This window comes from Luteimonas aquatica (assembly GCF_022662575.1).
GTDB classification, from domain to species: Bacteria; Pseudomonadota; Gammaproteobacteria; order Xanthomonadales; family Xanthomonadaceae; genus Luteimonas; species Luteimonas aquatica.
In genome coordinates this window covers 58,943-75,892 of sequence record NZ_JALBFU010000003.1, presented here as the reverse complement: position 1 = coordinate 75,892, position 16,950 = coordinate 58,943, and the positions used below count along the sequence as shown (strand labels likewise).

Here is a 16,950-nt window from a genome sequence, read left to right as displayed (position 1 = left end):
CGGAACGCCGAGCGCTTCCGCCCCCATCCGATCACGGAGGTCCCCATGCGTCGCATCGTTACCGCTTTGCTCCTTTCCCTGCTGTCCGTCCCGGCCTTCGCCGCCATGCAGGCCAAGCCGGTGGCCTGGAAGGTCGGGAAACAGGCCTTCAGCGGCGTGCTGGTCTACGACGACGCGTCCAGGGACCCGCGCCCGGGCCTGGTGATGGTGCCCGACTGGTATGGCGTCACCCCGGCCGCGATCGACAAGGCCAAGCAGGTCGCCGACGACGACTACGTGATCCTGGTCGTGGACATGTACGGCAAGAAAGTGCGCCCGAAGGACGACAAGGCCGCGCTGGCGCAGGTGAAGAAGCTCTATGCCGACATTCCGACGCTGCGCGCGCGCATCGCCCAGGCGGTCGAAGTGCTGAAGTCGCAGGCCGGCAAGGCCCCGCTCGACGCGAACAGGATCGGCGCCTTCGGCTACTGCTTCGGCGGCGCCACGGTGCTGGAGCTGGCGCGCAGCGGCGCGCAGCTCGCCGGCATCGTCACCTTCCACGGCGGCCTGCAGGCCTACGGCCCGAAGACCGAATCGGTGAAGACGCCGCTGCTGGTCCTCAACGGCGCCGCCGACGAGAGCACCGCGCCCTACGTCGCCGATTTCGAGAAGGAGATGACCGCGGCCGGCGCCGACTGGCAGTTCGTCAACTTCAGCGGCGCCGTGCATTGCTTCGCCCTGGAAACGGCGAACAAGCCGGGCTGCATGTACGACGCGCGCGCCGCCAAGCGCGCCTACAGGATGATGGACGACTTCTTCGAGGAACGCTTCGGCGACTGAGCCGGGCGGCGGCGCGGGGGCTTCCCGCGCCGCGGTGGCCGGGCGCGGGGCTCAGTGCCCGCGTTCGACCGCGTAGCGCGCCAGCCCGCGCAGCGCGGCGGCGGCCTCGTTGCCGGGCCCTGCGCCCAGCGCGCGCTCGGCGGCCTGCGCGTACGCGCGGGCGCGCTCGAGGCTGTAGTCCAGGCTGCCCTGCGCGCGGATCGCCGCGACCACCTCCGGCAGCGCGTCGATCTCGCCGTTCTCCACGATTTCGCGCAGCCGCCCACGCGTGCCGGCGTCGGAATGCGCCATGGCGTGGATCAGCGGCAGGGTGGCCTTGCCTTCGGCCAGGTCGTCGCCCAGGTGCTTGCCCAGCGCGGACTCGTCGGCGCTGTAGTCGAGCACGTCGTCGGCGATCTGGAAGGCGTAGCCGAGGTTCAGGCCGTAGTCGTGCAGCCGCTGCTGGGCGTCGGCGTCGGCGCCGGCCAGCAGCGCTCCCAGGCGCGTGGCGGCGGCGAACAGCACGGCGGTCTTGCGCTCGATCACGCGCAGGTAGGCCGGCTCGTCGGTGTCGGGGTTGCGCACGTGCAGCAGCTGCAGCACCTCGCCCTCGGCGATGGCGTTGGTGGTGTCGGCGAGGATGCGCATCACCTCGACGCGGTCCAGTTCCACCATCAACTGGAAGCTGCGCGAATACAGGAAGTCGCCGACCAGCACGCTCGGCGCATTGCCCCACAGGGCGTTGGCGGTCTTGCGGCCACGGCGCAGGTCGGACTCGTCGACCACGTCGTCGTGCAGCAGCGTGGCGGTATGGATGAACTCGATCACCGCCGCCAGCTGGTGCGCGTCGGCGCCCTGGTGGCCGAGCGCGCGCGCGGCCAGCAACAGCAGCATCGGCCGCAGCCGTTTGCCGCCGGCGGCGACGATGTGCTCGCCGATCTGGTTGACCAGCACCACGTCCGAGGCGAGGCGGCGGCGGATCAGCGCGTCGACGGCGGCCATGTCGGCCCGGGCGAGGGCCTGGATGGCGGCGAAATCGAGCTGCTGCGGGCTGGCGGTGGCGTGCATGCGGGGTCCAGGAAGGCGAACGGCGATTATACGAAGCCCCGTCGCCGCCGGCCCATGCCGCCGGGCGCCCGGGCATGCCTTGGTGGGGGATTTCCCGACCCGCGGGCAGGGCGGGGGCCTATGCCCCGCGAGCGCTTATAATCGCAGACTGCTCGCCCGTTCAGGCGAAATCCAAGGAACTTCGATGGCCCGTGGCATCAACAAAGTCATTCTGGTCGGCAACCTCGGCAACGATCCCGACACCAAGTACACGCAGGGTGGCATGGCCGTCACCCGCATCAGCCTGGCGACCACCTCGGTCCGCAAGGATCGGGACGGGAACACCCAGGAGCGCACCGAATGGCACCGCGTGGTGTTCTTCGGCAAGCTCGGCGAGATCGCCGGCGAATACCTGCGCAAGGGCTCGCAGGTGTACGTGGAGGGCTCGATCCGCTACGACAAGTACACCGGCCAGGACGGCGTGGAGAAGTATTCCACCGACATCATCGCCGACGAGATGCAGATGCTGGGCGGCCGCGGCGAAGGCGGCGGTGGCGGCGGCGAGCGCATGTCGCGGCCGCAGCGCCAGGAGTCCGCGCCGCAGCAGCAGCGCCGTCCGGCGCCGTCGCAGCAGTCGGCGCCGCCGATGGACGATTTCTCCGACGACGACATTCCGTTCTGATCGTCGCTTCGAGCGGACATCCGCCGGCCTCGGCCGCGCGCGCATCCGCAAATGGCGGGGAGTTCGCTCCCCGCCGTTTCTTTTTGCGCCCGCGCGAGCCGTCCTAGCGTGCGCGGCCGCGCATCGCCCACATCAGCGCCGCCGACACCGCGGCCGGCACCGCCGCCGCCAGGAACAGCGAAGCCGAGGACCATTGCAGCCCGATCAGCAGGCCGCCGGCCACCGGGCCGAGGATCGAGCCGATGCGGCCGACGCCCAGGCTCCAGCCGATGCCGGTGGAGCGGATCGGCGTGGGGTAGTAGCTCGCCGCCAGGGCATTGACCGCCGGCTGGCCGCCGACGATGCAGAAGCCGGCGACGAAGATCGCCGCGAACGCCGCGCCCAGGGTGCCGGCGGCCTGGCCGATCAGCGCGATCGCCAGTGCGGCCAGCAGGAAGCAGGGCACCAGCACCGGCGCGAATCCCTTGCGGTCGATGACCCAGCCGAGGGTCAGCGTGCCGACGGCGCCGCCCACCTGCAGCATCGTGCCGGCGAGCACGGCGTAGGTCGGCGCATGGCCGGCCTCGTCGATCAGCGTCGGCAGCCAGTTGGAGAGGAAATACAGGTTGATCAGGTTCATGAAGTTGATCGCCCACAACAGCAGCGTGCCCCTGGCCCTGCCGTCCTGGAACAGCCGCAGCATCGGCGCGGCGAGATCCGATCCTTCGCCCGGCGCGAGGTAGCGCGTGCCGGGGCCGAGCGCGAGCGCCGGCGCGATGCGTCTCAGGCTGGCGGCGATGCGTTCGGGGCGCGTACCGCGCAGCGCCAGGAATTGCATCGACTCCGGCAGCAAGACCAGCATCGCCGCGGCGATCAGCAGCGGCACCGCGCCGCCGACATGGAACACCGACTGCCAGCCGAAAGCGGGAATCAGCGCCGCGGACAGCAGGCCGCCGAGGATCGCGCCGAGCGTGAAGCCGCAGGAGACGATCATCATCACCGAGGCCTTGACGCGCGCCGGACTGAATTCGCCGGCCAACGCCATGGCGTTGGGCATGATGCAGCCCAGCCCCAGCCCGGTGACGAAGCGCAGCGCCAGCAGCTGCTGCACGTTGCGGGCCAGCGGCGTGGCCAGCATGCAGATGCCGAAAAAGGCGGTGGCGCCGATCAGCACCGGGCGCCGCCCGATGCGGTCGGCCAGCATGCTGAAGGCCATCGAGCCGACCAGCATGCCGAACAGCCCAGCACCGAACACCGGGCCGAGGCTGGCCTTGTCGATGCCCCAGTCGCGAACGATCGCCGGCGCGACGTAGCCCATCGCCTGCACGTCGAAGCCGTCGACGATCAGGCACAGGCCGCAGAGCGCGAACAGGCCGAGCTGGAACGCGCCGATGCGATGGCCGTCGACCACCGCCGCGATGTCGACGGGGGCGTGCTGGGGCATCGGAGGCGTACGTTGCATGCGGGCGATCGGCGGGAAGAGGATGGGGCGAACGTGCACCGCGCCCCGACGGCGGCCAGGGAAGTGTCCGGCGCCGCGCGGCGGCCGGTCCGGACCAGGACGCGGCGGCGATTCAGCCTAGCATCGGCAGCAGGCGCCGCAGTTCCCGCAGCAGGTCGGGGATCGCCTGCGGATCGTTGGAGACATGCCGGAACAGGCACTGCTGGAACAGCCCGTCGAGCAGCGCGTACAGCGCGGCCGAACCGAGCGTCGGCTGCTGGCCGCCGAGCTCCGCATAGCGGCTGAACACGCGCCAGGTCATCGCCTCCAGGCGGCGGTCGATCTCCGCCACGTCGGCGCGGAAGGCGTTCTCGAACAGGGCCTGCGCGCGCAGGTCGTACCACAGGCAGTGCATGCGCGGTTCGGCGCGCAGGGTCTCGGCGAGCTTGTCGAGGAAGCCCTGCAGCAGTTCCTCCTGCGTCCGGGCGGTGGCGAGCAGGCCGTCGTAGCGGGTGATGCACTTGGACTTGTAGTGGCGGATACTGCAGTTGATCAGGTCGTGCTTGTCGGCGAAGTAGTAGTGGAGCACGCCGTGGGTGAATTCCGACTTCTGCGCGATCTCGCGCAGGCTGGTGCGGGCGTAGCCGAGCTCGCCCAGGGTTTCCAATGCCGCTTCCGCCAGCTCGATGCGGCGAGCCTGGAATTTGTCGACGGGCGGTCGATTCGCGCCTGGGTTGGTGTGCATCGGGATATGCGCCGCTGGCTGGTACGGGTGCGCCGTCCGGACCGTCGCGATGTCCGGATGTCTGCGCGAAAAAGGCGAAATTGTCGCCGAGCGGCGACTTGCGCATATTGCGCGTCATCCGGGCACCTGACAAGCGATGAATTTTCCTTGAAAATCAATTGGATACAGTTCGGCTGGGCGTCGAATTTCGGGGCGCGCCTGCCCGGGGCCGGGCGACGGCGGATCGGCCGGATCGGCCGGATCGGCCCGGCATCGCACGGCGGCGCAAGGCGGCACCGGCCCTTCGGGATGACCGCGGGCAGGCGCCGCCGGGCGCCATTGCGGACCGTTCGCGCGGGCGATGGCGCGACGCCCGCCGATCGCTTCGTGTCGCGATGCGAGCCGCACCGGCGAGGAGGCGGGCCTGGATGGAAACGGTTTCCGGACAGCGCGCCGTGCGCTTGCGCACACCGGGCATCCAGGTTGCGGCATGTACAATTCCGGCTTTGTCCTGGCCCGGCCTTCGTCACTGAAGCGGTTCAGGCTCTTGCGCCGGCCGCATCGGCTGGGTTCGCACCACTTCGAGGAGCTCTCCTACATGCCAACTTGGCTGGTCACCGGCGGCGCCGGGTTCATCGGCGGCAACTTCGTCCTGAAAGCGGTTGCCGAGGGCGTCGAGATCGTCAATCTCGACGCGCTCACCTATGCCGGCAATCGCGACACGCTTGCCTCGCTCGACGGCCACCCCGGCTACAGCTTCGTCCAGGGCGACATCGGCGACCGGGCCCTGGTCTCGCGGATCCTGGCCGAGCGCCGCCCGGACGCGGTGGTCAATTTCGCCGCCGAGAGCCACGTCGACCGCTCCATCGACGGCCCGGGCGCCTTCGTGCAGACCAATGTCGTCGGCACCCTGGCCCTGCTCGAGGCCGCGCGCGACTACTGGAAGTCGCTGCAGGGCGAGGCGGCCGCGGGCTTCCGCTTCCTGCACGTGTCCACCGACGAGGTGTACGGATCGCTCGGCGACGACGGCAAGTTCACCGAGACCACGGCCTATGCGCCGAACTCGCCGTATTCGGCGTCGAAGGCCGCATCCGACCACCTGGTCCGCGCCTTCCACCACACCTACGGGCTGCCCACGCTGACCACCAACTGCTCGAACAACTACGGTCCCTACCAGTTCCCGGAGAAGCTCATCCCGCTGGTCATCGCCAAGGCCATCGCCGGCGAGCCGCTGCCGATCTACGGCGACGGCAAGAACGTGCGCGACTGGCTGTACGTGGGCGACCACTGCTCGGCGATCCGCGCGGTGCTCGAGCGCGGCCGCGTCGGCGAGACCTACAACGTCGGCGGCGACGCCGAGCGGCAGAACATCGAAGTGGTGAACGCGATCTGCGCGCTGCTCGACGAGCGCCGGCCGCGCGAGGACGGCAAGCCGCGCAATTCCCAGATCACCTACGTGAAGGACCGTCCGGGCCACGACCGCCGCTACGCCATCGACGCCTCCAAGCTCAAGGGCGAGCTGGGCTGGACGCCGGCGCACAGCTTCGAGCAGGGCATCGCCGACACGGTCGACTGGTACCTGGGCAACCAGGCCTGGGTGCGCCGCGTGCTGGACGGCAGCTATCGCCTGGAGCGCATCGGCAACGCCGCGTGAGACCGCCGCGCCGCGGCGCGCGTCCGCGGCGAAAACCCACTGGACAACGTCCGATCTCAAGGGTCATCTATGACTGAACGCAAAGGCATCATTCTGGCGGGCGGCTCGGGTACGCGTCTGTATCCGATCACCCAGTCGATCAGCAAGCAGCTCTTGCCGGTCTACGACAAGCCGATGATCTACTACCCGCTGAGCGTGCTGATGCTGGCGGGCATTCGCGAAGTCCTGATCATCAACACCCCCCACGAGCAGCAGCTGTTCAAGGCGCTGCTCGGAGACGGTTCGCGCTGGGGAATGCGCATCGAGTACGCGGTGCAGCCGAGCCCGGACGGGCTGGCGCAGGCGTACCTGATCGGCCGCGAGTTCGTTGACGGCAAGCCCAGCTGCCTGGTGCTCGGCGACAACATCTTCCACGGCCCCGGACTGAGCGCGCTGCTCAAGCGCGCGGACGCGCGCGACCTGGGCGCGACCGTGTTCGGCTACTGGGTGAAGGATCCGGAGCGCTACGGCGTGGCCGAATTCGACGGCGGCGGCAAGGTCGTCGGCCTGGAGGAGAAGCCGGCCAAGCCGCGCTCCAACTACGCGGTCACCGGCCTGTACTTCTACGACGGACGCGCCAGCGATTTCGCCGCCGGCCTCAAGCCCTCGCCGCGCGGCGAGCTGGAGATCACCGACCTCAACCGCTGCTATCTCGACCAGGACCAGCTGCACCTGGAACAGCTGGGCCGCGGCTATGCCTGGCTCGATACCGGCACGCACCAGTCGCTGCTGGAAGCCTCCAACTACATCGAGACCATCGAGGCGCGGCAGGGCCTGCGCGTGTGCTGCCCGGAGGAGATCGCCTGGAACAACGGCTGGATCGACGCCGCGCAACTCGAAAAGCTGGGCGGCGCCCTGGCCAAGAACGGCTACGGCCAATACCTGCTCAGCTTGGCCGAGCGCGGGTTCGTGCCGTGAAGATCATCGAGACCGACCTGCCGGGCTGCGTGGTGATCGAACCGCAGGTGTTCGGCGACGACCGCGGCTACTTCTTCGAATCCTTCAACCGCGACAAGCTGGCCGCGCACGGCCTGACGCCCAGTTTCGTGCAGGGCAACGTCTCGCGTTCGGCGCGCGGCGTGCTGCGCGGCCTGCACTACCAATGGCCGAAGCCGCAGGGCAAGTACGTGTCGGTGCTGGAAGGCGAGGTCTGGGACGTGGCTGTCGACATCCGCCGCGGCTCGCCGCACTTCGGCAAGTGGACCGCGGTGCTGCTCAGCGGCGAGAACCGCCGCCACTTCTGGATTCCCGAGGGCTTCGCGCACGGTTTCGCCGTGCTCAGCGAGCACGCCACCTTCACCTACCTGTGCACCGAGACCTACGACCGCGAGGCCGACGCCGGCGTGCGCTGGAACGACGCACAGCTGGCGATCGATTGGCCGGTGGCCGAGCCGATCCTGTCGGAGAAGGACACGCGCGCGCCGCTGCTGGCGGACGTGCCCGAGGCGCGCCTGCCGCTCTACCAGCCCGCGCAGGCCGTGCCTTGAAGATCCTGCTGTTCGGCGCCAACGGGCAGGTCGGAACCGAGCTGCGCCGCAGCCTGGCGCCGCTCGGCGAGGTCGTGGCCACCACGCGCAGCGGCGAATTGCCCGGGGGCGGACGCTGCGAGGCGGCCGATTTCGACCGTCCCGCCGAACTTGCGGCCATCGTCGACCGCGTAGAGCCGGACGTGGTGGTCAACGCCGCCGCCTACACGGCCGTCGATCGCGCCGAGCAGGATGCCGAGGCGGCCTTCCGCGCCAACGCGCAGGCGCCCGGCGCGATCGCCGCGGCCTGCGCGCGGCGCGGCCTGCCGCTGGTGCATTACTCCACCGACTACGTTTTCGACGGCACCGCCACGCGTCCGTATCGCGAGGACGATCCGACCTCGCCGCTGGGCGTGTACGGCGCCAGCAAGCTCGCCGGCGAACAGGCGATCCAGACCAGCGGCGCGCGGCACCTGATCCTGCGCACGGCTTGGGTCTATGCCGCGCACGGCAAGAATTTCCTGCTGACCATGCTGCGCCTGGCCAAGGAGCGCGACGAGCTGCGCGTGGTCGCCGACCAGGTCGGCACGCCGACGTCCGCGGTGCTGATCGCCGACGTCACCGCCCGCGCGCTGGCGCGGCCGTCCTTCCAGGGCGTGCACCACCTCACCGCCGCCGGGGAAACGACCTGGCACGGTTTCGCCGAGGCCATCGTGGCCGGCGCGGCCGCGGCGGGCATGCTCGGCAAGGCCCCGACGGTCACGCCGATCGCCACGGCCGAGTATCCGACGCCGGCCCGGCGCCCGGCCTATTCGCGCCTGGAATGCGCGCCGCTGGAAAGCGCGCTCACCCTGCAATTGCCGCAGTGGCAGCAGGACCTGGCCCGGGTCATGGGTGACCTGGCCCCCCGCTGACATTAGAATCGCCCTGCCGGCCACGACGGCCGGTCAGGGACGTGTCAAGGGGGAAAAACGTGAAAATACGCACCAACGCGCTCGCAGCGCTCGTTTCCGTCGCCGCGCTGTCGGCGCCTGCCTTCGCTGCGGAACAGATTCCGATCAGCGATTTCGTCAAGCATCCGACCTACAGCACGGTCAAGATCTCGCCCAACGGCGAGTACCTGGCCATGACCGTCGACAAGGGCGAGCAGGACGTGCTCGCCGTGATGCGGACCAAGGACTTGAGCCTGGTCAAGATCAACCAGCTGCCCGACGAGAAGAGCGTCGGCCAGTTCTATTGGGTGAGCCCGGAGCGGCTGCTGTTCAATTCGGTGCGCAAGTTCGGCCGCTTCGCCGCGCCATTCAATACCGGCGAATGGTACGGCGTGAACGCCGACGGCTCGCAGCCGCGTCCGCTGGTGTTCTTCGGCACCCGCGACGCCACCCAGCGCGGCAAGCAGATCGGCAACGAGCGCTTCAGCCTGCTGGACACGCTCAAGGACGACGACACCAACGTGGTGATGAGCGTGACCTATCCGCGCTCCTCCGACGGCGCCGGCACCGAGGTCGTGCTCATGGATACGCTGAGCGGCCGGCGCAAGTCGCTGGCGCGGGCGCCGCGCGACAATTGCGAGATCGTGCTTGACGCGGCCAAGGCGCCGCGCTATGCGGTCTGCTACGACCAGGAGAACGCCGAGGGCGAATACGACTCGCACAACGAGCTGTACGTGCGCGAGGAAAGCGGCGCCTGGAAGAAGGTCAACAGCTCGAAGGACTCGGGCAAGATGCTGTCGGTGATCGGCGCCTCGCCCGACGGCGCGATCTACGCCACGCAGAGCGACGGCAACCGGCCCGAGGCCTTCGGCACCGTCGACAAGGCGAGCGGCGACTTCCACAGCCTGTTCCAGGACCCGGTGTCCGACCCGGCCGGCTACATCCAGGCCGCCGACGGCGGCACGATCATCGCGGCCTTCACCGAGGCCGGCGCGCCGCGCGTGACCATGATCGACGAGAAGCATCCGGACGCGGAGATCTACCAGTCCCTGGCCGCCGCGTTCCCCGGCCAGTTCGTCGATTTCGCCAGCGCGACCAAGGACGGCAAGCAGATCGTCGTCTCGGTCTACAGCGACACCAATCCCGGCGAGCTGTACCTGTACGACCGCGACACCGGCAAGGCGCGCTTCATGCTGCAGGGACGCAAATGGCTCGACCCGAAGAAGATGGCGAGCGTGAAGCCCTTCTCGCTGACCACGCGCGACGGGCTCAAGGTCTACGGCTACCTCACCATTCCCAACGGCTCCAGCGGCAAGAACCTGCCGATGATCGTCAACCCGCACGGCGGCCCGATGGGGCCGCGCGACGACTGGCGCTTCAACTGGGAGACGCAGCTGCTGGCCAGCCGCGGTTACCTCGTGCTGCAGGTCAACTACCGCGGCTCGGGCGGTTTCGGCAAGGGCTTCCAGGACAAGGCCTATGGCCAGTGGTCGCAGGGCATCATGAACGACGTCATCGACGCCACCAACTGGGCGGTGCAGCAAGGCTATGCGGACAAGGACCGCATCTGCATCTACGGCGGCAGCTTCGGCGGCTACACCTCGCTGATGGCCCCGGCGCGGGCGCCGGGCTTGTTCAAGTGCGCCTTCGGCTACGTCGGCATGTACGACGCGCAGATCCAGATGGACAAGAGCGACACCAGCAAGCGCGAGGACGGCCGGCGCTACCTGCTGCGCTCCTTCGGCAAGACCCGCGCCGAGCAGGACGCGATGTCGCCGGTGACCCATGCGGCGCAGATCAAGCTGCCGGTCTACCTGGCCGCCGGCGCCCGCGACCCGCGCTGTCCGCCCGAGCACACCGAGGCGATGAACAAGGCGCTGATCGCCGCGGGCAACCCGCCGGAAGGGATGATCATCCAGTCCGGGGAAATGCACGGCTACTACAAGGAAGAGAACAACCTCAACCTGTACACCAAGATGCTGGGGTTCTTCGACAAGCACATCGGTAAGGGCGCGCCGGAAACGGCGAGCAACTGAAACAGGCGTTCGGCCCGCCGTCGTCGCGACGGCGGCGGCAGGGGAAGGGGGCGCCACGGCCGACGGCCGCGGCGACCCGAATCGCAGGCGAGGGGGCATCATGAAACGAGCATCCAAGATGGCGACGGTCGCGTTGCTGCCGCTGGCCCTGGCATTCACTGCCGCGCCGGCGCAGGACAAGGCGCCGGTCCAGTTCGATATCGCGCCCTACATCAAGAAGGCCGAGTTCGAGGACATCAAGATTTCGCCGACCGGCGAGTACTACGCCGCCACGATTCCCCTCGAGGACCGGACCGGCCTGGTCATCCTGCGGCGGTCGGACAACAAGATCTCCGCCGGCTTCAGCATCGGCAAGAACACCGTCGTCTACGATTTCACCTGGGTCAACCCCAATCGCGTGCTGATCAGCACGGCGCGGAAGATCGGCGCCATGGACCAGCCCCGGCCCACGGGCGACATCTACGCCATCGACGCCAACGGCAAGAACGCGGAAATCCTGGTCGGCCAGAGCGTCGACGTGATGACCACCGGCACCAACATCGTCACCAAGAAGAACGAGCAGGTCGCGGCCTTCCTGATCGACAGTCTTCCGGCCGACGAGAACAACGTGGTGATCTCGGTCAGCACCTTCGGCAACGATCCGTCCTCGCGCGTGGAGATCATGGACGTGCGCAGCGGAAAGCGCCGGCAGATCGCCCGTGCGCCCATGCGCAACGCCGACTTCATGACCGACAACGCCGGTCAGGTGCGCTTCGTCTACGGCGGCGGCCTGGACAACGTGAACAAGCTCTACCATCGCCGCGGGACCAATGCCGACTGGGAGCTGGTGAACGACGAGAGCGCCAGCGGCCGCGTCGAAACGCCGATCGGATTCTCGGCAGACGACAAGGTCGCCTATCTGCAGGTCCAGCAGGCCAACGGGCCGGACAAGATCGTCTCGATGGACATGGAGTCCAAGGCGCGCAAGGACCTGCTGCAGGACGCCGACGCCAGTCCGGGCACGATCATCTACAGGCAGGGCACCTCGATCCCGGTCGGTGCGCGCTATTACGTCGGCAAGCTGCGCACCGGCTTCTTCGACACGGCCTCGCCGGAGGCGCGGCTGTACCGCTCGCTCGAAGCGGCCTTCGCCGGCCGTTCGCCGTTCGTCACCTCCTACACCGCCGACGGCAAGTTCGCGCTGGTGCAGGTGAGCGGGGACCGTGGGGCCGACGAGTTCTACATCTTCGATACGCAGGCCAAGACCGCCGCCTTCCTGCTCAGCACGCGCCCCTGGATCGATCCGGCCAAGCGCGGCGAGCGCCGCCCGATTTCCCTGCAGGCCCGCGACGGCCTGGAGCTGAAGGGCTACGTCACGCTTCCGGCGGGGCAGGAGGCGCACAACCTGCCCATGGTCGTGCTGCCGCATGGCGGCCCCTTCGGCATCTACGACGAGTGGCGGTACGACGACGAGGCCCAACTGCTCGCCAGCGCGGGCTACGCGGTGCTGCAGGTCAACTTCCGCGGTTCCGGCGGTCGCGGACGCGCATTCCGGAATGCGGGCGCGCGCGAGTGGGGCGGAAAGATGCAGGACGACCTGACCGACGCCACCAAGTGGACGATTCGCGAAGGCATCGCCGATGCCGGGCGCGTCTGCATCTACGGTGCGAGCTACGGCGGCTATGCCGCATTGATGGGCGCGGCCAAGGAGCCCGGTCTCTACAAGTGCGCGGCGGGCTATATCGGCGTGTACGACCTTCCCATGATGTACAAGCGCGGCGACACCCAGGAAAGCGAGGCTGGCGCGGCGTACATCCGCGAATGGATCGGCGAGAAGGACGCGCTGGCGTCGGTATCGCCGGTTTACCTGGCCGACCGCATCAAGGTGCCGGTGTTCCTGGCCGCGGGCGGCGAGGACAAGCGGGCGCCGATCGAGCACACGAAAGCCATGGAGAAGGCGCTGCGCACGGCCAACGTGCCGGTCGAGACCTTGTATTACCCGAGCGAAGGCCATGGCTTCTACACCCAGCCGCACAGGACCGAGTACTACACCAAACTGCTCGCGTTCCTGGGCCGCAACATCGGCGGGGCCACCGCCGGCGCGGCGCAGGCCAAGTAGGCCGCACGCGGGCCGGATCGGCCGGCCCGCTACTTGACCCCGTGCATCATGCGCCGCAGCAGCGGCGCGACCGCGAAGGCGAGGACGGCGCAGCCCAGGCCGACCCACAGCATCAGCGAGAACAGGTGCGCGTACTTGCCCGCGGCCTCGGCCAGATCCATCGCCGCGCCGTCCGGCACCTCGATCGAGGCCAGCTTGCCGAACTGCGCGGCCAGCAGTTCCGAGTAGGCGGTCGCCAGCCAGAACCCGCCCATCATCAGGCCGACCACGCGCGCCACCGACAGCTGGGTCACCGCCGAGAGCCCGATCGGCGACAGGCACATCTCGCCGATCTCCAGCAGCAGATAGGCCAGCACCAGCCACCACACGCTGGCCGGGACGCCGGTGCCGGCCGCCTTGGCGGCGACCAGCAGCGGCAGGAAGGCCAGTCCCGCGAACAGCAGGCCGATTCCGCTCTTGAACGGCTTGCTCGGGTTGCGCCCGCGCCGTTCCAGCCATGGCCACAGCCAGGCGAACAGCGGCGAGAGCAGCACGACGAAGAACGAGCCGAGGAAGGTCAGCGAGCCGGCGGTCTGCGGCACCAGCACCACGTCGCGGAAACAGGCCACCGTCAGACCCAGCACCAGCAATCCGATCATGGACAGGGACAGTGCGCGCGCGCCGCGGTCGCTGGCGCGCAGCGCGATCACCATCAGCACCGGGCTGGCCGCCATCATGAACAGCGACCAGGGCAGGGTGCCGCTGGCGTCGCTGACCAGGGAGGGAAACATGTCCTTGGTGAGCAGCCGGTCGGTGAAGGTCACCCAGGAGCCGAAGCTCTGCTCGTAAAGGGTGAAGAACACCAGCACGGCCAGGATCATCGCCAGCAGCGCGATCATCTGCTGGCGCTCGACCTTGCTGCAGTGGCGGATCAGGAACCACGCGAACCACAGCACGAACGCCAGCGCGACTAGGTGCATCGCGCCCTGCACCGTCCAGTTGCGCTGGATCAGCTGCCAGATCAGCGCGACGCCGAGGGCCGTGCCCGCATAGATCCAGTGTTCGCGGCGCAACGGGCCGACGCGCTGGCGCAGCTTCGCGGCATCGGGCGGTTCGGCATGGCCGTGCAGGTAGCGCTGCCCCCACAGGAACATCGCCAGCCCGGCGACCATGCCGACCCCGGCCGCGCCGAAACCGTATTTCCAGCCGTAGGTTTCGCCGAGGAAGGCGCACACCAGGCCGGCGAACAGGCCACCGACGTTGATGCCGGCGTAGAACACGGTGAAGCCCGAATCTCGGCGCGGATCGTCCTCGGCGTAGAGCCTGCCGACGATGGTGGAGATGTTCGGCTTGAGAAAGCCCACGCCCATGATGATCAGCGCCAGCGACAGGTAGAACGCCTGCAGCGCGCCTTCGTCGCGCACCATCACGCCATTGACCAGATGCGCCTGTTGGCCTTCCACGGCCATGCCGAGGTGGCCGAGGCACAGCAGCACGCCGCCCAGCAGCACCGACTTGCGCATGCCCAGCCAGCGGTCGGCGATCATGCCGCCGATCACCGGCACCGCATAGACCAGACCGCCGTAGGCGCCGATCAGGTCGTAGCCGGCGTCGTCGCCGAAGCCGTGGTGCTTGAGCAGGTACAACAGCAGCAGCGCCTTCATCCCGTAGAAGGAGAAGCGCTCCCACATCTCGGTGAAGAAACAGACGTAGACGCCCTTGGGATGTCCGAGAAAATCCTCCCGCGCGCGAATCTCGCTGAAGCCGGTCGCGGACATGCCTGGGTCCCGTACGAAAGCGGCCGATTGTAAATCGGTTTGCCCCTGCACCCCTTGGATGCAAGGGCGTGGGCGCAGCCGCCAGTTCTCGACACCCGTCCTGGGGAGCAGCCCCCTTTGGTAAAGGGGGCGCCGCGAAGCGGCGGGGATTCGGAGGTAAAAGAAGCCCCGGGGCCCAAAGTTTGCCGGGCAAACTTTGGGGGCTTGTCCGGCATCGCCGGACAAGCCGGGCACTGGACTTGCCCGCCCCCAGCGATTAGCTTGGCGGGCTAATTTGGTGCTGGGGCCAGAATGATGAACAAGCCGGCGATGCCGCAATTGACCTTCCGGGCCGTACTGCTGGCAATGGTGCTGGCGATGGTCCTCTCGGCCGCCAATGCCTATCTGGGCCTGTTCGCCGGCCTGACCATCGCCACCGCGATCCCGGCGGCGGTGGTGTCGATGGGCGTGCTGCGGCTGCTCGGCGGCGGTACCATCCTCGAGAACAACATCGTGCAGACCGGCGCCTCGGCCGGCTCGTCGATCGCCGCGGGCGTGATCTTCACCATCCCGGCCCTGATCATCCTCGGCTACTGGCAGGACTTCCGCTATTCCTGGGTGCTGGCGATCGCCGGCCTGGGCGGCCTGCTCGGCGTACTGTTTTCGGTGCCGCTGCGCCGCTCGATGATCGTCGAGGATCCGCTGCCCTTCCCGGAAGGCAAGGCCGCGGCCGAAGTGCTCAAGGCCGGCGAGAACCCGGGGCCCGGGCTGAAGATCCTCGGCATCTCCGCCGGCATCGGCGCGCTGGTCAAGCTGATGGCCGAGAGCGGGCTGCGCCTGATTCCCGACAACGCGGCCGGAGCCGGCTTCTTCGGCAAGTACCTGGCGTACATGGGCACGAACCTGTCGCCGGCCCTGCTGGGCGTGGGCTACATCGTCGGCCTCAACATCGGCATCGTGGTGGTCTCCGGCAGCATCCTGTCGGACAACATCGCCACGCCGTTCTATCACGCCTTCCTGCTCAACTCGGATCCGGAACTGGCGGCCAAGCTGGTCGGCAAGACCGCCGCCGAGATCTCCTCGATCATCCGCGGCGAGAAGATCCGCTTCCTGGGCGTGGGCGCCATGCTGATCGGCGGCATGTGGACGCTGTTCTCGCTGCGCAAGTCGCTGCTCTCGGGAATCAAGAGCGGCATCGCCGCGGCGCGCAAGGGCGCGGGCGAAGTGGTCGCGGAGACCGAGCGCGACCTGCCGATGAAGTGGATGCTGGTCGCGCTGCTGGTGTTCACGCTGCCGCTGCTGGGGCTGTACCAGCTGATCGTCGGCAACTTCGCGGTCAGCATCCCGATGACGATCATCATGATCGTCGCCGGCTTCCTGTTCGTCTCGGTCTCGGCCTATCTCGCCGGCCTGGTGGGGTCCTCCAACAATCCCGTCTCGGGCATCACCATCGCGACGATCCTGTTCGCCTCGGTCGTGCTGATGCTGCTGCTGGGCCGCGACTCGGAGATCGGCGCGGTGGCGGCGATCATGATCGGCGCCGTGGTCTGCTGCGCCGCCGCGGTGGGCGGCGACAACCTGCAGGACCTGAAGGCCGGCTACATCGTCGGCGCCACGCCGTGGAAGCAGCAGCTGATGCTCGGCATCGGCGCCTTCTCCTGCGCACTGATCATGGCGCCGGTGCTGAACCTGCTCGCCACCGCATACGGCATCGGCCCGCCGACGCCGGAACATCCGCAATCCCTCAACGCGCCGCAGGCGATGCTGATGGCATCGGTCGCCAGGGGCATGTTCGGCGGCCATCTTCCCTGGGACATGATCGCCGCCGGCGGCGTGATCGGCGCCATCGTCATCGTGATCGACGAGATCCTGAAAAAGCGCGGCTCGCACTTCCGCGTTCCGGTGCTGGCGGCCGCGATCGGCATCTACCTGCCGTTGACGCTGATGGTGCCGATCTTCCTCGGCGGCCTGCTGTCGTATTTCGTCGAGCGCCGGCGCGGGCTCGTGGGGGGCACCGAAGAACAGCGGGATCGCCTGCATCGCCCGGGCGTGCTGTTCTCCGCCGGGCTGATCACCGGCGAGGCGCTGATGGGCATCGGCATCGCGATCCCGATCGTGGTCTCCGAGCGCGGCGACGTGCTGGCGCTGCCGGAGAACCTGCACCTGGGCCAGTTCGCCGGCCTGGCCGTGCTGGTCGTGGTGGCCTGGCTGCTGTATCGCACCAGCGTCAAGGCCAAGCCGGAAGAGATCGAGCAGAGCCGGATCTGAGCCGCCGCGATCACGCCGCGCGGCAGCTTGGCCGCGCGGTCGCCATTGAA

13 protein-coding genes are annotated in these 16,950 nt (G+C 68.6%); 9 read left to right on the top strand and 4 right to left on the bottom strand.

The annotated features are described in order from the left end of the window. Nucleotides 1-45 precede the first annotated feature (45 nt). Nucleotides 46-819: a dienelactone hydrolase family protein gene (locus MD221_RS09130; protein WP_242110731.1), complete on the top strand. Its 774-nt coding sequence runs from the start codon at nucleotides 46-48 to the stop codon at nucleotides 817-819. A 51-nt stretch (nucleotides 820-870) separates the two neighbouring features. Here MD221_RS09130 and MD221_RS09125 read toward each other — a convergent pair whose 3' ends face one another. Next, nucleotides 871-1,866: a polyprenyl synthetase family protein gene (locus MD221_RS09125; protein ID WP_242110730.1), complete on the bottom strand. Its 996-nt coding sequence runs from the start codon at nucleotides 1,864-1,866 to the stop codon at nucleotides 871-873. Nucleotides 1,867-2,050: 184 nt separating this feature from the next. Between MD221_RS09125 and MD221_RS09120 the strand changes: the two genes are divergently transcribed. Beyond that, on the top strand, nucleotides 2,051-2,527 hold the full coding sequence (locus MD221_RS09120) for a single-stranded DNA-binding protein (RefSeq protein WP_242110729.1): 477 nt from the start codon (nucleotides 2,051-2,053) through the stop codon (nucleotides 2,525-2,527). Between the two features lie 103 nt (nucleotides 2,528-2,630). Here MD221_RS09120 and MD221_RS09115 read toward each other — a convergent pair whose 3' ends face one another. After that, nucleotides 2,631-3,950: an MFS transporter gene (locus MD221_RS09115; protein ID WP_242110728.1), complete on the bottom strand. Its 1,320-nt coding sequence runs from the start codon at nucleotides 3,948-3,950 to the stop codon at nucleotides 2,631-2,633. A gap of 130 nt (nucleotides 3,951-4,080) precedes the next feature. Continuing rightward, complete coding sequence (locus MD221_RS09110) at nucleotides 4,081-4,692, bottom strand: TetR/AcrR family transcriptional regulator (protein WP_242110727.1); 612 nt, start codon at nucleotides 4,690-4,692, stop codon at nucleotides 4,081-4,083. A gap of 577 nt (nucleotides 4,693-5,269) precedes the next feature. Here MD221_RS09110 and rfbB point away from each other — a divergent pair. From rfbB to MD221_RS09080, 6 genes are all read left to right on the top strand, one after another. Further along, a complete protein-coding gene (gene rfbB / locus MD221_RS09105; protein WP_242110726.1) occupies nucleotides 5,270-6,325 on the top strand; it encodes a dTDP-glucose 4,6-dehydratase in 1,056 nt (351 codons plus the stop codon). 69 nt (nucleotides 6,326-6,394) lie between these two features. Beyond that, nucleotides 6,395-7,282, top strand: a complete 888-nt coding sequence (gene rfbA / locus MD221_RS09100; protein ID WP_242110725.1) for a glucose-1-phosphate thymidylyltransferase RfbA — start codon at nucleotides 6,395-6,397, stop codon at nucleotides 7,280-7,282. After that, nucleotides 7,279-7,851, top strand: coding sequence for a dTDP-4-dehydrorhamnose 3,5-epimerase (rfbC, locus tag MD221_RS09095; RefSeq protein WP_242110724.1), 573 nt, complete (start codon nucleotides 7,279-7,281; stop codon nucleotides 7,849-7,851). The genes rfbA and rfbC overlap by 4 nt, the downstream gene beginning before the upstream one ends. Then, nucleotides 7,848-8,744, top strand: coding sequence for a dTDP-4-dehydrorhamnose reductase (gene rfbD / locus MD221_RS09090; protein WP_242110723.1), 897 nt, complete (start codon nucleotides 7,848-7,850; stop codon nucleotides 8,742-8,744). Before rfbC ends, rfbD begins: the two co-directional genes overlap by 4 nt. Before the next feature lie 59 nt (nucleotides 8,745-8,803). Beyond that, nucleotides 8,804-10,798, top strand: coding sequence for an alpha/beta hydrolase family protein (locus MD221_RS09085; RefSeq protein WP_242110722.1), 1,995 nt, complete (start codon nucleotides 8,804-8,806; stop codon nucleotides 10,796-10,798). Between the two features lie 100 nt (nucleotides 10,799-10,898). After that, the gene (locus MD221_RS09080; protein WP_242110721.1) at nucleotides 10,899-12,896 is read left to right on the top strand and encodes an alpha/beta hydrolase family protein; all 1,998 of its coding nucleotides are present in this window, start codon (nucleotides 10,899-10,901) and stop codon (nucleotides 12,894-12,896) included. Between the two features lie 29 nt (nucleotides 12,897-12,925). Here the strand turns inward: MD221_RS09080 and MD221_RS09075 are convergent, their stop codons facing one another. Continuing rightward, nucleotides 12,926-14,653 (bottom strand): peptide MFS transporter, encoded by a 1,728-nt coding sequence (locus MD221_RS09075; RefSeq protein WP_242110720.1) that lies wholly within the window; start codon nucleotides 14,651-14,653, stop codon nucleotides 12,926-12,928. A 294-nt stretch (nucleotides 14,654-14,947) separates the two neighbouring features. On the opposite strand from MD221_RS09075, the gene MD221_RS09070 reads away from it, so the two are divergent. Next, entirely contained in the window at nucleotides 14,948-16,900 is a 1,953-nt protein-coding gene (locus tag MD221_RS09070; protein ID WP_242111629.1) for an OPT family oligopeptide transporter, read from the top strand. Nucleotides 16,901-16,950 lie beyond the last annotated feature (50 nt).

Coding starts and splice junctions, on each gene's coding strand:
- MD221_RS09120 (WP_242110729.1), top strand. CDS start 2,051: ATGGCCCGTGGCATCAACAAAGTCATTCTGGTCGGCAACCTCGGCAAC.
- MD221_RS09080 (WP_242110721.1), top strand. CDS start 10,899: ATGAAACGAGCATCCAAGATGGCGACGGTCGCGTTGCTGCCGCTGGCC.
- MD221_RS09070 (WP_242111629.1), top strand. CDS start 14,948: ATGAACAAGCCGGCGATGCCGCAATTGACCTTCCGGGCCGTACTGCTG.
- MD221_RS09110 (WP_242110727.1), bottom strand. CDS start 4,692: ATGCACACCAACCCAGGCGCGAATCGACCGCCCGTCGACAAATTCCAG.
- MD221_RS09130 (WP_242110731.1), top strand. CDS start 46: ATGCGTCGCATCGTTACCGCTTTGCTCCTTTCCCTGCTGTCCGTCCCG.
- rfbA (WP_242110725.1), top strand. CDS start 6,395: ATGACTGAACGCAAAGGCATCATTCTGGCGGGCGGCTCGGGTACGCGT.
- MD221_RS09125 (WP_242110730.1), bottom strand. CDS start 1,866: ATGCACGCCACCGCCAGCCCGCAGCAGCTCGATTTCGCCGCCATCCAG.
- rfbB (WP_242110726.1), top strand. CDS start 5,270: ATGCCAACTTGGCTGGTCACCGGCGGCGCCGGGTTCATCGGCGGCAAC.
- MD221_RS09115 (WP_242110728.1), bottom strand. CDS start 3,950: ATGCCCCAGCACGCCCCCGTCGACATCGCGGCGGTGGTCGACGGCCAT.
- MD221_RS09075 (WP_242110720.1), bottom strand. CDS start 14,653: ATGTCCGCGACCGGCTTCAGCGAGATTCGCGCGCGGGAGGATTTTCTC.